A 16074-nucleotide genomic window follows, 5' to 3' on the forward strand; every position below is an offset into this window, starting at 1 on the left:
CTATAGATAGATTGAATCATTATATATATTTATACACATTAGCATGCGTTATGTTAGTGTTAATTCGAAACGGAGGACATTATGATGACTACCCTAAATGAAATTTTATCCGTTCCCCAATTTAAAGGTTTAAAATTAATCAATAACAACGGAGATTTATCAGCAGAAGTAACCAATTTAGACATCACTGAAAATAATGATATCAAACATTTCACATCGAGTAATTCTTTTATTCTAACGACAGGCGTATTATTTCAAGATAATCAGGATAACTTAAAAAAATTAATTAAAGACTTAAATGATATCCACACAGCTGGATTAGGTATTAAAGTTTCAAGATTTTTACATGAAATCAATCAAGATGTCATAGATTTCGCTGATTCAATCGAGTTTCCATTAATTGAAATTCCTGAAAGTTGGAATCTAGGTGAAATCACGCATGAAATTTCTTCATTTATATCAGATTCTGAAACAGGTAAACTGAATTATGCTTTACAGGTACAACAAGAATTAAATCAATTATTAATCAAGGGCTTTAGTATCGATACAATGATCGATCGCATGAGTAAATTACTTGGCGTACCGATTATTTTATTTGATCCTTTCAAAGCGCCTGAAGCGTATAGCCGTCATTATAGACAAGGCAATGCTTTAATGACTGAACATATCAAATATTTCATGAACCACTACCAAGATGCACTCACATATGACAAGAACAATTTAGTCTTCGAAAATAGAGATCATGTCATTTTTAAAGTATTAGGTTACACTTATTTCCCATATTATTTAATGGTTTCTCAAGTTAATAAATTATCTTATCCATTTAGTTTATTAACCATCGAACAAGTTGTCAGTGTGTTGAGTTTTGCTTTGTACAAAAATACAAAGATTCAAGAAGCGGAAGAAAATGATATCAATCGATTTTTCGAATCATTAGTCAATAATCAAAATGATCAAACGCTTTCTATTAAAAAGCATTCTGAATTATTAAGACAGTACTATATTTATCCTTCTGATTATTATCAAATTATCATTTGTGGTATAGATGAAAAAAATAATTTAGAAAATAGCTACTATTTGAATGAACGTCATCACCTCACCTTCCTTTGGTTAAAGCATAAATTAACGGATATCGATTCTTATATTAGTGTTTATAAATTACCTAGTAATGATCGGTTTGCGGTATTATTACAAAATCGCCATGAATATTACTATGAATACCTTAAAAAAATCCAAAAAAGTTACAGTGAATATTTTGACGATAGCATTTCATTTGGTATCGGAAATGAAGTGACAGAATTTTCACAGTTGCCTTCTTCATTTTTCGAAGCTAATGAAGCCTTTGAAAATGAATTACCTAGCGGCACAAAAGCATTTATCTCACAATATCATTCCAAAGATATTCAAGAGCTACTACAATTGATTCCACAAGAAAAGTTATTACCATTCGTTAAACATACGCTTGGACCGTTGAGTTATCCAAAAACAAAGAAAGATGTGGAATTAAAACAAACGCTAAAAGTTTATATGGATAATCAATGTGATATTACGAAAACAGCAGATAAAATATTTATTCACAGAAATACTGTAAAATATAGAATTAATAAATGTAGTAATATGATTGGTACTAATATTGAAGATCCTGTCCATTCATTAAATATACGTATCGCGTTATATGTATCAGAAATGATTCACTTTGATTAACGTTTCAACATAATGAAGACGAACTAGAAACTGACACGGTTTCAATATATTGTAACGCAAGCAGAGCATAACAGAAGCCACACAGGTTCAAAAAGCGTATGTTGTATCAATTAGGTAAAGTTACGCTTAGATAAAATGACACAGCCGCTTTAGCGCTTATAAAGCGATCAGAGACCCAAACGGGTCTCTTTTTTTATATAAAAAACGTCCAAGTTAAATAATTGGAAAACTAAACTCACACATAAGTGCAATTCTCTCAATAAATTAAAAAGCGGCTTTTTAACCTATTTGAAAACAAGATATGGAGTGATGGCTTGGCACGATCCCCTAAACAAACACGCCGTAAAAGCTTCATTTGTAACTTATCTACTTCATTATTTATATATTGACGCATCTTGTTTAAGTAAATTTTTCTATCTCTTCCAACGTAACTATTTTATTATTCATAATATAAAAAAGATAACAGATTCCGACCTATTTTATTTGCATATTATTTTCGTGAAAATAATTTTTAAAAAACATTAGTTTTTTAAACCGAATGGTTTGCTTTGCTAACTTAAAGTGATTAAAATTTATCGATGGGATGTTATAAAAAGGAGATGTATTTATAATGTCGGAGAATGTTATATCTAACAAAAAGAGAAATACCATTATATTAGTTATGCTCAGCAGTGCCTTTGTAGCAATGTTAAACCAAACATTACTTAACACGGCATTGCCAGCCATTATCACGGGATTAAAGATAACTGATACCACTGCTCAATGGTTAATAACAGGATTTATGTTAGTTAATGGTATTATGATTCCATTAACAGCCTTTCTAATGGATCGTTTCCACACGAGACCACTCTATATCTTTTCTATGAGTGCATTCCTAGTCGGTTCTATCATAGCAGCACTGTCGCCTACATTTGCATTACTTATGTTTGCACGTGTAATCCAAGCTATTGGTGCAGGTATACTATTACCACTCATGCAGTTCACTGTATTCACGCTATTTCCAGCTGAAAAACGTGGATTTGCAATGGGACTAACTGGTATCGTCGCTCAATCAGCACCCGCAATCGGTCCGACTTTAACTGGTTTCCTAATCGATACATTTAGTTGGAGAGCACCATTTATAGTAGTAGCGCTCATTGCTATCATTGCATTCATTGTAGGTGCAATTTTTGTGGAAAGTAACAACGAAACAAAACATACACAGTTGGATAAAACTTCTGTTGTGTATTCAACACTCGGTTTCGGTTTAATGCTTTACGGCTTTAGTAGTGCAGGAAATTTAGGATTTTCATCACCAATCGTGATTATCTCACTTATCGTAGGTATCCTAATTGTTGCAGTTTTCGTCACAAGACAAATTAGAATTGATAATCCACTATTAAATATGCGCGTATTTGCAAACCGTACATTTTCACTATCATCATTTGCTTCAATGGTGTTATTTATTGGTATTGTTGGTCCAGCGTTATTAATTCCAATCTATGTACAATCTGGACTCGGACTCTCTGCAATACTCTCAGGACTCGTTATTTTACCTGGCGCAGTAGTCAACGCCTTTATGTCGGTTTACACAGGTAAAATATATGATAAATATGGACTAAAAGTATTAGCCATCCCTGGTTTTATACTGTTAATTATTATGACGATACTCCATTGTTTCTTAACTTCAGAAACACCTTATTGGTACATTATTGTCATTTATGCGGTGCGTATGTTTGCTGTAGCACTCATTATTATGCCACTTAATACAATTGGCATTAATGCACTAGAAAGTAAGAATATTTCGCACGGCACTGCTATTATGAACTCTTTAAGAATTATTGCAGGCGCGATAGGTACTGCCATTATGATTACCATTATGGCGATTGTACGTACTAATTATTCACCTAGCCCAGGTCAGACAAAAACCGATATTGCTCAACAAGCGACTGTACTAGGTGTTGATGCAGCATTTGCATTCACTACGATATTATTAATCATCGGCTTTATTTTAACGTTACTTATAAAAACGAAAAATAAAGCAGAAAATACACGTGAAATATAATATTAAAGGATTTATAACAAAATAATAAAAACGAAGGACGCAATCCATAGAAAAAGAAAATTTCAAGAATTGTATTCTTGTAAAAATAGAACCGACGAAAAGGACTAAGCATTGATTTAACAGTGTTTAGTCCTTTTTCAATTTGCTTGATTACATTTATAATTCAAAACTTTCTAAAAATCTTTCTAAGCGTGACTTAAACCCAAAATATAGAGCGACAACTACATATTCAAACTACTTGATATATTAATTTCTCTTTCCAATATTTATAAAAATAGTTATTCGTATAGTGAATAACTAGAAATAAACAATAAGTATTTGTTATAACTAAAAATCAATTTTACACTATAATTAATTATTAAATTAGGAGCGTATCGATTTGAAAAATAACAAATTCATTATATTCATCCTAACAATAGGTGTTTTTGGTATATTAAATACTGAGATGGGTTTTATCGGTTTAATACCCCAAATTGCTAGTCAGTTTGATGTTACTACCTCTACTGCAGGTTGGTTAGTTTCAATATTTGCAATAGGTATTGCCATATCCGGCCCGATCATGCCATTGTTATTATCTAAAGTAGAACGCAAGAAAGTCATGATTATTGTATTAGTTATATTCGTTATCAGTAACTTAGTTTCTGTGTTTACAACGAGCTTTGCTGTTTTATTAATCGTAAGAATTATACCAGCGATTTTCCATCCCGTTTATATCTCACTCGCTTTTTCAGTAGCTTCTGATTCTGTTAAACCGGAAAACGCACCAAAAGCAGTAGCCCGTGTATTCATCGGCGTTTCAGCAGGTATGGTTGTAGGGGTGCCGATTGTTAACTTTTTAGCAACACAATTCAACCTACAAATTGCGCTATTATTCTTTGCTATTGTTAATATTGCTGTACTTGTTTTAACACTTATTTATGTTCCAAAAATGCCTGCTAAAGCATCAATCACTTATGGTACGCAATTACGTGTTTTAAAACGTCCATTAACATGGATTTCAATACTAGTATCCACGCTTTTTAACGCTGCTGTATTTGGCGTTTATAGTTACTTTACAGACTTTTTAAATATCGTAACGCAAGCATCAGGTGATTTTGTTTCAATTATATTATTCCTTTATGGTGCATCCAATATAATCGGTAATATCATTGCTGGTAAATTACTTTCAAGTATACCTAAAAAAGCAATACTAGCATTACCTTTTGCACTTATCGTCATTTATATTATTATGTTTGGTTTAGGTTCGTTCTTAATACCAATGATGATTATTTCGATTGCTTGGGGAACACTGGCCGGTATCTCTGCTAACGTTACCCAATACGTGGTTACTTCGTCCGCACCTGATGCGCCTGATTTGTCTAACGGTATCTATTTATCTGCTGTCAACTTTGGTACTACTGTAGGTACTTTTATAGGTGGTTTATTTATTACAGGATTAGGATCAAATTATGTATTAATAATTGGTATTTTAGCCAGTATAATCAATGTTATATTCATTATTATTAGAAACAAAAAAATAGATGCGAACCAGAAATCACAACTCACAAGCTGATTTCATATCTTCGCACCCATAAAGGTGACTTATTACGAAGTGTTCCGTAATATAGTCATCTTTTTCTTTATAGTTCAAATCATGATAATGTGCCTAAAAGTTAATTTAAGACAAATAAAAAAAGACGAGCGATGCCCGTCTTTTTTATGCGTTATTATAATTTGATAACGTTAGCTGCTTGAGGTCCGCGGTCGCCTTCAACGATTTCGAATTCAACAGCTTGTCCTTCTTCTAATGATTTGTAGCCGTCTTGGTTGATTGCTGAGAAGTGTACGAACACGTCGTTTCCACCTTCAACTTCGATAAAACCAAAACCTTTTTCTGAGTTAAACCATTTAACTGTACCGTTATTCATAATAAAAATCCTCCATGTGCTTTTGCACGAATATTTGTAATCTGTCTAAAAAATCAAAAGGAGTAAATTCAAAAGAATAAAACTACAAATCAATTTCACGAACTAAATTACTTAATTCCTATTATAACGAATACTCTAGCTTTTGTATACCCTTATTTGTAAATAGGTAAGTTTTGCACTTGTTTTTTTATTAAAACAATAAGTTGATAATGATATATTCATTTTCATAACCAAAAGCAGAATGACAAAATTGTTATATGAAATGCTTATTTTGTTACTTCAAATTATAGAAAAATAAGAAAATAAATTTTACATTATAATTAACCACTTTTTAGGAGGTAATAGATATGAATAAACCTTTAAAAACACTGATGAGTATTATTATTATAATTGTAATTATCTTTGTTGGCCTTTTTGTTTGGAAAGTTTATGCAGAGAAAAATTCAGATAATGCCAGTGTAGTAGATTTCGCAAAATTAAATCCACTGATTCAAAACGAGGATTATTATGTAAAAACGCAAAAACCATCTAAAGTTACGCATAGAAAAATGGACGATGGAGAAAGAATAACCACATATAATTATAAACAGAATGGATATAATACAAAAGGCAATAAACAATCAATGGATTTCAATTCTTTTGATGACAGACCATTAAAAACCAATCATTACTTGAAGTTAGAAGCTAAACTTGGCCACGTACAAAGTTATGAAGAAATCCCTAAACACGACGTGCCTAAAAAGGCACTTAATAAACTCCAGCAGTGATGTCACAAACCTTGCTGTATTCTAAATTTAAAAACAACTTATTGTTTTCTTTCCACTCAATCAGATTAACATCAATATTTTATGCATAAAATAACCCCCACGCTAATATTAATAGTGTGGGGTTATTTTTATGTTTCCATCTTTTATGTGTTCATTCTCTTAACAATTTCATGTTTAATAATCATCAATGCTTGGCTATACTTTGAACTTGTATTTTCCTGTGTGTTAATAATCAATACGTCTACTAATTCATCATTGCCCATTTGCGTTAATTCTTCACGAAATTGATCGATATTCTCCACCAATTTTTTGTGACCTGCTTGATGCTTATCGATAACATAATACTGATCAGCGCCAAGTCCGCCTTCTTCTATCATTTTAGAAATTTCGTCTGAGCGAATTTCATCTGTTCTGTCTATTTTAATCTCTTTATTATAAGCATTAACCATTGTTATACCCCCCCCGTCAATTGTTACCTCACTTTTAATCTTTATTGGTCATTCTATACATTTATATTTTAGATGGCTCCAGTAAAATACAAACCTATCTCACCAAATATAAAAGTTACATATTACAATTTTACCCCAAATTTAAGATTTAAACGTTATGCTCACTAATTTAATTTTTTAATTTAAATATCAGTAATCAAAAAGAGCGGGATAGAAACACAAAGTTCAGATTTGATTGCTTACACCGCTCTTAAGTCATGAAGGCTAGAGGTCTAAAACGCTATTTAGACATCCAATTTATTCATCTTGTTTATCGAATTTTACATTAGGGTGTTTGTCATGGCTCAAGTTATTTTCGATAAAGTCATCGTCTAAAGGTAGATGTTCTTTCAGTAAATCTTTAGGCGTATTAGCCATCCATTGATTTAATGATACATCGGCAAAGTGATCGTCTTTAAACATTTCTAAGAAACGCAACGTTGTATCTCCCGTATTTTGGACATAATGGCCCATCGCAAATGGCACATAGCCTACATCTCCTGATTGATAATTAAACGTTCGCGCGTGGCTTTCAGCAGCAAAGACAGTCATTTTTGCTTCACCTTGGATATAGTACTGCCATTCTGAAGCATTAGGATGCCAGTGCATTTCTCTAATGCCACCTGGTTCTACTTCAACTAAAGCGCCAGCTACAGTTTTTGATGCTTTAAAATTATTTGAATCTGCAATCCAAACTTCTCCACCAGAAGTTTTAACAGATTCTACATCTTTTAGTTTAAAGGTAAATGGATTAGGAGATTTTTCAACTTTATTCAAAATCGCTTCTTCCTCTGCCTTACTTGGCAATTCACCTTGATAGATGTATGCTTCACCTTGTGGAAAATCTTCGAATGTTTCTGATGACACACCAAAATTGCTCGCTAAAACATCATTGGGTGTAGACGAGAACCAATCTGTAATTGAAAATGTACTATTTTCAGAAAAACTTCCGTTATCAAATACTAGAATAAATTCAGCGCCATTTTCCATGCCTTTTAATGCATGTGGGATGCCTGCTGGGAAATACCAAAGTTCATTTTCATGCACGATATCAATCCAAACTTTACCATCTTGGTCCACTGAAGTTACACGCACATCGCCATTGATTACAAACGCCCATTCCGCTTCTTTGTGCCAATGCATTTCACGCACGCCACCAGGTGTCAAACGCATGTTAACACCAGCAACTTGTTTAGAAATAGGCAATTCACGTTCAGTCACTTCACGAGACCAACCGCCGTGCTCTATACGTACATGTGTATCAGAATATGAAAATTTCATATTATCTAGTGTGCCGCCGTCTGTTGCTGGAGGTACGATCATATCTGGATTTTGAAGATCTCTTTCGATATTTCTTGGTCCTTCGTCTGTTGCACCTTTGTCTCCTCTTATTGGATGTGGTGTTGAGTTATGATTTATATTTTTATTCATACTAAAATCCCCCTTAATATCCTAATGCTAAACCATGTGAACGTGGGTCTGCCCCAGATTCAAAATGGTCTTTAAATATTTGAATACCTTGTGCATGGCCAACTAAATCACTATAACTATCAATCAAGGTGACATGAGCGTGGCCTAATTTTTCTAGTTTTTGAATAAGGCTTTTATCAAATCTGCCCTCAAGTCTTAATCCATTATGTTTTTCTCCCCAAGTCCTACCTAATAACCATCGTGGTTGATCAATCGCTTCTTGAATATTTCTACTTTCAACGATTACTCTACGAATTAAAGTCGCTTGGGTTTGAGGCTGCCCATCACCACCCATAGCCCCTACAATCAATTCAGGACCGTCATCGCCCTCAACCATAGAACAGGTTAATGTATGACCAGGCCGTTTATTGGCTTCTAATTGGTTGGGTGAATTTTTATCAAGTGAGAAAAAGGCGCCTCTATTTTGAAGCAAGAAACCTGTGCCTTCTGGAACAATACCAGAACCCCATTCCCAATATATACTTTGGATGACGCCAACTACATTGCCTTCGCTATCCGCAGCGCAACTAAATGTGGTGTCCCCTTCACTATTAATTTCTTCTTCTGGTGGTTTTTGCTTAGATTCTTGTTGTAATCTTTCTGCGCGTTCTGAGATATATTGTGCATCTAGGAGTTTATCAGTGGGCACATCCTTGAAGTCTGGATCCGTGAGGTAAGCATTACGGTCTTCAAAAGCAAGTACGGTTGCTCGAGTAAACCAATTGATAAAATCTTCGCTACTTTTATCTAATTCTTCGTTGGCAATGTTATCAAGCATGCCTAAAATTTGAAGTGTAGCCATGCCATCTGAGTTCGGTGGTAACGAGCTTACAGTTTTACCATTGTAGTTAATAAATAGCGGGTCTTCCCATTGTGATTGATGTTTGAGTAAATCATTTCGCGTAATATAACCTTTCTCTTTCTCCATATAATTCACGATTTTATCTGCAATATCTCCTTGATAAAATGCTTTACTACCTTTTTCAGCTATTTCTTCAAGTGTATTTGCTAAATCACGATTATAAAAAATATCTCCTTCCAAATAAGGAGATACCTGGTCTTTTAAAAATATTTTAGAAGTTTCGTCGTATCTTCTTAAAATATTTAATTTTTCGTCTGAAAATTGTGCGAATGACTCACTCACAGGAAATCCGTCTCTAGCATATTCTATTGCTGGTGCTAAACATTCAGCAAATGATAATTTACCGAATCGTTTATGCGCTTCATACCAACCATCAACTGCGCCAGGTACTGTAATTGCTGCGTTGACCCCTCTATTATCAATAAAATCTTGCTGTTGATAATGCTCAATATCTACATCATTGACTGAATGTCCACTAGCATTTAAAACGTATTGTTGCTGAGTCTTAGCATCGTAAATGAGCCAAAAAGCATCTCCCCCAGCTCCAGTCATATGCGGGAACACGACACCTAATGTGGCATTCACCGCCACCATAGCATCAATTGCGTTTCCACCTTGTTGCATAATTTTGTTTCCTGCTACCGTTGCTAAATTATTAGGCGATGCAACAGCTGCGTTTTTGGAAACAAATGGTTGCCCAATACGTGGATCAATCATATTATCCATATTCCTCATCCCCTTATAAAGAACCTATTTTATATCTATCCGTTTTAAAAATTTTCAAAACATTTTATTCTTTTATATTATCCCATTGAATTATATTTTCTAGTAATAAAGATAAAATAATACCGACTAATAAGCCGTTACTTAATATCGGACGAATAATACTTGGAATAGATGAAAACGTCTCTGGAGGTAATATCATAACTACAGTCCCAACGAACACTGGAATCGCTGCACGGTAAATATTAAGTGAGTTAAATTTTAATTTTTTAAAGAAATCAAATGAAGAATTAAGTAATTGTAAATATGCAACAAATAATACTGCACTACCTATACTCAACGGGATTGTTGAGAAAAATTCGCCTATAGGAGGGATCAAACCAATTAATAAAAAGATGATACTTCCAATAATAAATGGCAACTTAGTAATAATTTGTGTTTGTTTTAAAAACCCGATTGAGGATACAAACGGTGCATAAGGCACAACACCTAAGAACCCGGCGATACCAGTAAAAAAACCACTAATTGTAATAGAATGGCGATATTGTTTACGTGTCGTTTCTTTCTCGTACATATCATCAGTACCTTTCAAAGCACCAAATGTATTTGCTAAGTTCAACAAACCTGTTATCACCGCAGTCGTAATAATGCCCAAATTAAACGTAGGATGACCTAAAGGGAACCATGTAAAGCTAAATGATGCACTACCCATGTTTTTATTTGTACCAAAAATAAGTACAAAGGCAATCCAGCCTATTATAATACCTATTAAAAGGCCATAACTACGAATGTTTGCTGAAGCTTTAATATTAAAAATAATTACGATAATCGCGATAATAAATGAAAGTAACGCAATAGGTAAATCAATTTTAGAAGTTTGGTTCCCAAATGGGAGTCCAAGCATACCTTTCAAAAAGATATTAATTAATGTAAATCCAAAAAGTAACATAAACGTTCCCATGACCCCAGAATTAAACCATTTTGCAATCATCGGGCCAAGGCCAGTTAATCCAATGAGCATGGTAATAATTGAAGAAATAAAAATGCCCACAGCTAAACTACCGCCCAATTCTTGTAATGATATACCTTGAGCAGCAGATGTGGTTACTAGCGTTAAAATAATCCCCCACCATAGACCGGATTGGCCTTCCATAATTGCTCTGCGATGTCCAAAAAATGCTTGAAACAAACAAGCAATCCCAGTAATCACAAATGAATATTGTAATGTAGCGACTACTTTATCTTGGCTTAAATGGAATGCTTCTCCAATCGTTAGAGGTATGATTACAATGTTTGCAAAGATGAAGAAAAACCATTGCAATCCCCCTAGCCAATTTGTTTTATCTTTCAGATTTTTATCCATCCCAATCTCCCCCTTTGATTTAGATATTGACGTATTACAATTTTTCAAAACATGACTAGTTTGCTTTAATAAACAAATGTAATAAAAATGATAGTAATCAAACTAACGTCTTATTTCGAAAATTAAATGTCAATCTCACGCATCTAAAATGATAAATAAGGTTAAAAGAAAGCATGATATCGCACCTTTAATATTTATTTACTTTCCACAAAAATATAAGTCTGAGACATCCATGGTATGCCCCCTTTAAAGTAGTCACTGAAAAGTGAAACCTATAAAGGTAAAAAGAATTTTATCTTTAAAAATTATGAACACGCAGTAATTGAATTAACTAATCATATCTATTTTTATAATACTAATCGAATAACATTAAAAATGGCCGAATCCATAGCTTAGCTATGAATGCGACCGTTAAGTTATTTTAATTATTTAGTTGTCCGAGCTTGACTGTGTACAGTTTACCATTTGTCCTAGCCCCAAGTTTGCCATTTTTAGAATGTTAATAACTACAATCTCTTTTTGACATCAATTCCTATCAGTATGTTTCCAATTAAACCTACAACGCCTACTATGCTTGAGGTTAATAAATCTTGGTTACCCGTGTAAAAGATTACTAAAAACATAATTCATCCCGTCATGATACTGATTCATATAGATGATAATTTCATGTTAGACCTCCACATTGCGTTATATTAATAAAGTATCATTCTTATAACAAAATGAGCGCGAAATCTGTAGGCTAATGATCAAGTTTTCTAAAAATCGAATAGATACCAATGATAACTAACCCTAGTGAGATCAGTAAAATATGTATGACATAACTTATTATGGAAAATCCTTGAATACCAAATACGCTAAAAATAATTTTTTGTAATAAGACTAAAGTTAATAAATATATGATTACTTTATTTCCCGTAAAATAATATCCCATCTCGTCACCCCTCATTTATTTTTAGCTTAATATATTTCCAATGATAAATAATATAATTGAAATAATTAATGAGAGCAACCACAGTGGTGAACTTACTAAGTCTTTATACGCTTGGTCTGGTGCGTTACGCATTTTCAATCTAATGTACTGAACTAACAAATACAAAGCTTCCACAAAATTCACAATTAAAACGATAATCCATAGTACTAAACCCATGATGTACCCCCCTGCGTGTCATTTAATTCAACCCATATGTTACCATAATATTTTTTAAAAACAAATACGTTATAAATATTAATTTAAATATTTATTATAATTGAACACTATCTATGTTATTTTAAAATGAATGCTAAATGTTTTAAACTTTATAAATATTTCACCTTAATTTAATGGTATTGGAGGATTAATATGGACCCATTGCTACTCGTACTTTTCGGTATTGTTTTCGTTTATGTATCAGCTTCAAATTCAACTATACTATTACAAAATAAGCTGATTAAAAAGTCGAGAACTGAAGACGCAGCACCTATGAATGGTAAACAATTTCGCTTTATGTGGTGTTTATATGCCATCATGGCTATAGGGTTTTATATATTATTAGTGAAGATGTCTATTTTCTAATTTGTAAGTAAAATTGAGTGTATAGTTATTTGCACGTTAATGAGTAAAGATATTTAGTGGCAGATTTACTTTTATTTATATTTATACTAAGTTAATGTTTGATGCTTTACCTTTTAAATAAAGCAGGATTTTTCTATCTGAGCAAACTATTTTCTCAATACAATATATCCGGAAAAATACTTTTTCTAGCGCTTTATATTTTTGAAAATACTTCATTCGTATTTAGCTATCCCCTAAATTTTAAATATTTATGACCTGCTCAAGTTGGTTTTTATGGAAGTGGTTCATTCTATTTCTATCACTAAAATCAGTTAGTTTTACAGAAAGAAAAATGGAGTACAAACCCATTTATCAAAAACGGAATATTTTTCTCATTTAAAGACAGTATAATAATGAAATAGCTTATCTCTCAGGCGTCAAATTGACGTAGAGATGAGGTGCTATGCTGATGAACATCTTTGTTCATATCATTATCACAACAATTAGCGGTTGTATCGTTTCATATTTTACGCATTGGGTGTGCAATCACAACAAGAAGGAAAAACAGGTGGCTTTATCAGTCAACACCTAAAAACCCCTCACTATCGCACCGCGTGATGGGGCTGGTGAACGCAAAATGGTATAGCATTCCATCATCATATCTCTTTTTTACAACTATACCATCTCGTTTTTTGACGTTTACTTCTCTATGTTAACGATACAAATCACTTTAAGATATTATTCACAATAAATAATGACTGTATTTCCTCTTGTCAGACACCTATTAAAATAGCGATTTAATAACAAAAATTAAAAACCCCTAGTCCAATGATTTGGTCAAAAATTCGAAAGCTATTCATGATACCTTCAAAAATAATAGTACTATGCTAAATCTTTACATTTTGTTATGGTTTAAGGTAATTAGTTTTAGGTTTAAACTGTGCACAATAATTTGGTAAAACAGAGTATAATATAATAAAAATAACAAGCAATAGCAAAGGAGTTCACATATGAAATTTATAAACTTTACTGCGATGACAGAAAAAGGCTTAAATAAAAAAGTAAATGAATTTTTAGAAGAAAACCCTTATATCGAAATTCTCAAATTTGATTATCAAATAGGTTACAGTGGTTATGGCGTAGGTATACTTTATAATAAAGTTAAAACGCAATCTTGAAATTAAAAGATTGATTAGTCATGGCGATCCATTCAAACATTTATTTAGAGGGGAAACAATGAATAAAGCGATATACTTACACCACACAGTCAACATTGTACTTATGATGACGCTAATCGCTTTGAATTTTTTAGATATTGGCGGTCTAACTACTTCGATCATATAAACCGTTGTATTTTTCAGTAATGCTATGCTTTCATTCAGAACTAATAGTAAAAAAGTAAGAGAAGATGGTCTGTCGATAGAAGATACACATAAATAATCCTACTTGGTAAGCAAGCCTTAATAAACTATGCCTTTGTTATAGTTTTGGTACCGCGTTTAGCTGTAAAATCAAATTTAATTAGCGAAAAGGTGACAGCCTATGAATTATAAAAAACACCTTCCTGGAAAATGGAAAATTGTTGCTACTTCATTTAGCATATGGAAATCGGATAAAAATAAAAATCCTACCATTACTTATTCATTACATAAGGATGTTCCACTCATTTTTAATGATTTAGTAGAATATAAGAAAAATCATAAATTGAAAAGTATTACTGGCTATGACAAACTTCGTAATGAGTCATTTATTTGGAGAGGCAAAGGATGGTTAAAACCATTTACTAGTAAGTGGAAGGTGTTATATTTAGATTCAGACCTATTAATTATTAAATTTAGCGCCACTCTTATCACACCCTCTGGCATGGATATTTTAGTTAGAAATACAAAGGATTTCTCCTATTACAAAGAACGAATAAATGGCCATCCAAAATTATTTAACTTAAACACTGTAGAAACACAAAATCTACATTGGCTTTACTAAACCTACCTTTAATTTCGTTCATGCTCCTGATCTATAATATGAGCGTTACAAAAAGAATTTAAATCGTTCTGAACTAGCAAACCTATTCTGTTACTGAAAAATGGTAGCATTCTATCAATCAAATGGCATATCTTGTAGTAATTTGTGCTATATGCTGAAGCGAAATATTTCAAGAACAAATTACATAAAACGACGTAATAATCACTTTCATAAAGGAGTCTTAAATTGGAAACGATCATAGCTATATTAATAAAAGCAATTGATTTCATATTGAGCGTCATCCCAGAAAGTTTATTATATATTGGCAAGCTATTTAAACGTAAGGAAAAAAGGTAAGGATAAAGCACAATAAATCAAATAACAAACCACTTTGAATTTCTGCGTACACACGCCTTATTTCAAAGTAGTTTATTAAAAAGCGACAAGGAGCATTGGTATGAAAGACGATAAATTGAGAACAAGCAACTCAAATATTAAAGCAATTTTCCTCACTATCTTACCTATGCATATATTTTTTATCGCACTATCAATTTATAATATATTAACCAAAGATAGTATACTTGCATTATCTTTATCTATATTCAGTTTAATGATTTTTACATCTATGTTAACACTATTTTTAAATACATATATGATTTCTAAAACCAAAAACAATTCAAGGTGAGACCGTGTCATTAAATAAAAACTAAATTGATGATACATAAAGGATATTTACTATGCGTTTACCAGTCGCTATTGTTTTAGGGGTTATTTTTATAATGGGTTATGTTTATTTTTGGACATTCGTATCTTTGGGAAAATAAAAAATAAGTAAAGCCCAACGGACTTAGACCTATGACTAAGAAAACATTTTATATCGCTTTCATTGGTAATGGGTTTATCGCTTCTGCTTTCATTGGTATTGCAATATACTCAAGTTATTTTAAATAGCCAATTAACGTGTCTATAATCGAACACATTGTACGAAATGGCCATAAAAATATAAAGAGGTTCTAAAATTGGATATACTTATTGGTTTAGTGATTAAAACAATAGATATAGTTGTAGCTATAGCAAGTTTTTTTGAATGGAAAATATCAAGGTTATTAAGTAACCTTTTAAAACGTAAAAGTAAAATTGAAAATAAGAAGAACAAATAGTAGTCATAACTACGCACTTCAGTACACATACACGCTACTTTAAATTTTACTATACATCGTAGACTTAATTTTAAGAGCATATTGCATAAAGAA

General features: G+C 32.4%; 16 protein-coding genes. 10 read left to right on the forward strand and 6 right to left on the reverse strand.

The features are described 5' to 3' along the window. Window positions 1-84: 84 nt before the first annotated feature. The 3 genes from KA900_RS09400 to KA900_RS09410 all read left to right on the forward strand — a co-directional run bounded on the left by KA900_RS09400 (window position 85) and on the right by KA900_RS09410 (window position 5300). Window positions 85-1704 (forward strand): PucR family transcriptional regulator, encoded by a 1620-nt coding sequence (locus KA900_RS09400; protein WP_096811018.1) that lies wholly within the window; start codon window positions 85-87, stop codon window positions 1702-1704. Window positions 1705-2314: 610 nt separating this feature from the next. Beyond that, complete coding sequence (locus tag KA900_RS09405) at window positions 2315-3748, forward strand: MDR family MFS transporter (RefSeq protein WP_096823958.1); 1434 nt, start codon at window positions 2315-2317, stop codon at window positions 3746-3748. Between the two features lie 379 nt (window positions 3749-4127). Further along, window positions 4128-5300: an MFS transporter gene (locus tag KA900_RS09410; RefSeq protein WP_210139490.1), complete on the forward strand. Its 1173-nt coding sequence runs from the start codon at window positions 4128-4130 to the stop codon at window positions 5298-5300. Between the two features lie 154 nt (window positions 5301-5454). On the opposite strand, the gene cspD is transcribed toward KA900_RS09410, so the two are convergent. After that, a complete protein-coding gene (gene cspD / locus KA900_RS09415) occupies window positions 5455-5655 on the reverse strand; it encodes a cold-shock protein CspD (protein ID WP_019469926.1) in 201 nt (66 codons plus the stop codon). A gap of 347 nt (window positions 5656-6002) precedes the next feature. On the opposite strand from cspD, the gene KA900_RS09420 reads away from it, so the two are divergent. Beyond that, the gene (locus tag KA900_RS09420; RefSeq protein WP_103372917.1) at window positions 6003-6422 is read left to right on the forward strand and encodes a YxeA family protein; all 420 of its coding nucleotides are present in this window, start codon (window positions 6003-6005) and stop codon (window positions 6420-6422) included. Between the two features lie 143 nt (window positions 6423-6565). Here the strand turns inward: KA900_RS09420 and KA900_RS09425 are convergent, their stop codons facing one another. The 5 genes from KA900_RS09425 to KA900_RS09445 all read right to left on the reverse strand — a co-directional run bounded on the left by KA900_RS09425 (window position 6566) and on the right by KA900_RS09445 (window position 12475). Next, complete coding sequence (locus KA900_RS09425; protein ID WP_096811022.1) at window positions 6566-6871, reverse strand: hypothetical protein; 306 nt, start codon at window positions 6869-6871, stop codon at window positions 6566-6568. Between the two features lie 297 nt (window positions 6872-7168). Further along, complete coding sequence (locus KA900_RS09430) at window positions 7169-8341, reverse strand: cupin domain-containing protein (protein WP_107643829.1); 1173 nt, start codon at window positions 8339-8341, stop codon at window positions 7169-7171. Between the two features lie 13 nt (window positions 8342-8354). After that, window positions 8355-9968: a gamma-glutamyltransferase gene (ggt, locus tag KA900_RS09435; protein WP_210139492.1), complete on the reverse strand. Its 1614-nt coding sequence runs from the start codon at window positions 9966-9968 to the stop codon at window positions 8355-8357. Window positions 9969-10032: 64 nt separating this feature from the next. Beyond that, on the reverse strand, window positions 10033-11328 hold the full coding sequence (locus tag KA900_RS09440) for a uracil/xanthine transporter (protein WP_103372914.1): 1296 nt from the start codon (window positions 11326-11328) through the stop codon (window positions 10033-10035). A gap of 952 nt (window positions 11329-12280) precedes the next feature. Then, window positions 12281-12475 carry a hypothetical protein gene (locus tag KA900_RS09445; RefSeq protein WP_096811027.1) on the reverse strand — a complete coding sequence of 65 codons (195 nt, stop codon included), beginning with the start codon at window positions 12473-12475 and terminating at the stop codon, window positions 12281-12283. A gap of 192 nt (window positions 12476-12667) precedes the next feature. Between KA900_RS09445 and KA900_RS09450 the strand changes: the two genes are divergently transcribed. From KA900_RS09450 to KA900_RS09475, 6 genes are all read left to right on the forward strand, one after another. Then, the gene (locus KA900_RS09450) at window positions 12668-12880 is read left to right on the forward strand and encodes a hypothetical protein (protein WP_103372913.1); all 213 of its coding nucleotides are present in this window, start codon (window positions 12668-12670) and stop codon (window positions 12878-12880) included. A 448-nt stretch (window positions 12881-13328) separates the two neighbouring features. Continuing rightward, window positions 13329-13451, forward strand: coding sequence for a type I toxin-antitoxin system Fst family toxin (locus tag KA900_RS09455; RefSeq protein ID WP_369970495.1), 123 nt, complete (start codon window positions 13329-13331; stop codon window positions 13449-13451). Window positions 13452-13869: 418 nt separating this feature from the next. After that, window positions 13870-14037 (forward strand): hypothetical protein, encoded by a 168-nt coding sequence (locus KA900_RS09460; RefSeq protein ID WP_096811029.1) that lies wholly within the window; start codon window positions 13870-13872, stop codon window positions 14035-14037. 364 nt (window positions 14038-14401) lie between these two features. Continuing rightward, window positions 14402-14842 carry a hypothetical protein gene (locus tag KA900_RS09465; protein WP_210139494.1) on the forward strand — a complete coding sequence of 147 codons (441 nt, stop codon included), beginning with the start codon at window positions 14402-14404 and terminating at the stop codon, window positions 14840-14842. Window positions 14843-15278: 436 nt separating this feature from the next. Continuing rightward, on the forward strand, window positions 15279-15506 hold the full coding sequence (locus KA900_RS09470; RefSeq protein ID WP_096811031.1) for a hypothetical protein: 228 nt from the start codon (window positions 15279-15281) through the stop codon (window positions 15504-15506). Between the two features lie 334 nt (window positions 15507-15840). Then, window positions 15841-15981 (forward strand): hypothetical protein, encoded by a 141-nt coding sequence (locus KA900_RS09475; protein ID WP_210139504.1) that lies wholly within the window; start codon window positions 15841-15843, stop codon window positions 15979-15981. Window positions 15982-16074 lie beyond the last annotated feature (93 nt).

Source organism: Staphylococcus sp. GDY8P120P (assembly GCF_017892065.1).
Taxonomy (GTDB): domain Bacteria; phylum Bacillota; class Bacilli; order Staphylococcales; family Staphylococcaceae; genus Staphylococcus; species Staphylococcus nepalensis.

Bases quoted from the DNA above. Each gene is read 5' to 3' on its own strand.
- KA900_RS09400 (WP_096811018.1), top strand. From the start codon at position 85: ATGACTACCCTAAATGAAATTTTATCCGTTCCCCAATTTAAAGGTTTA.
- KA900_RS09405 (WP_096823958.1), top strand. From the start codon at position 2,315: ATGTCGGAGAATGTTATATCTAACAAAAAGAGAAATACCATTATATTA.
- cspD (WP_019469926.1), bottom strand. From the start codon at position 5,655: ATGAATAACGGTACAGTTAAATGGTTTAACTCAGAAAAAGGTTTTGGT.
- KA900_RS09420 (WP_103372917.1), top strand. From the start codon at position 6,003: ATGAATAAACCTTTAAAAACACTGATGAGTATTATTATTATAATTGTA.
- KA900_RS09425 (WP_096811022.1), bottom strand. From the start codon at position 6,871: ATGGTTAATGCTTATAATAAAGAGATTAAAATAGACAGAACAGATGAA.
- KA900_RS09430 (WP_107643829.1), bottom strand. From the start codon at position 8,341: ATGAATAAAAATATAAATCATAACTCAACACCACATCCAATAAGAGGA.
- ggt (WP_210139492.1), bottom strand. From the start codon at position 9,968: ATGGATAATATGATTGATCCACGTATTGGGCAACCATTTGTTTCCAAA.
- KA900_RS09440 (WP_103372914.1), bottom strand. From the start codon at position 11,328: ATGGATAAAAATCTGAAAGATAAAACAAATTGGCTAGGGGGATTGCAA.
- KA900_RS09445 (WP_096811027.1), bottom strand. From the start codon at position 12,475: ATGGGTTTAGTACTATGGATTATCGTTTTAATTGTGAATTTTGTGGAA.
- KA900_RS09450 (WP_103372913.1), top strand. From the start codon at position 12,668: ATGGACCCATTGCTACTCGTACTTTTCGGTATTGTTTTCGTTTATGTA.
- KA900_RS09455 (WP_369970495.1), top strand. From the start codon at position 13,329: ATGAACATCTTTGTTCATATCATTATCACAACAATTAGCGGTTGTATC.
- KA900_RS09460 (WP_096811029.1), top strand. From the start codon at position 13,870: ATGAAATTTATAAACTTTACTGCGATGACAGAAAAAGGCTTAAATAAA.
- KA900_RS09465 (WP_210139494.1), top strand. From the start codon at position 14,402: ATGAATTATAAAAAACACCTTCCTGGAAAATGGAAAATTGTTGCTACT.
- KA900_RS09470 (WP_096811031.1), top strand. From the start codon at position 15,279: ATGAAAGACGATAAATTGAGAACAAGCAACTCAAATATTAAAGCAATT.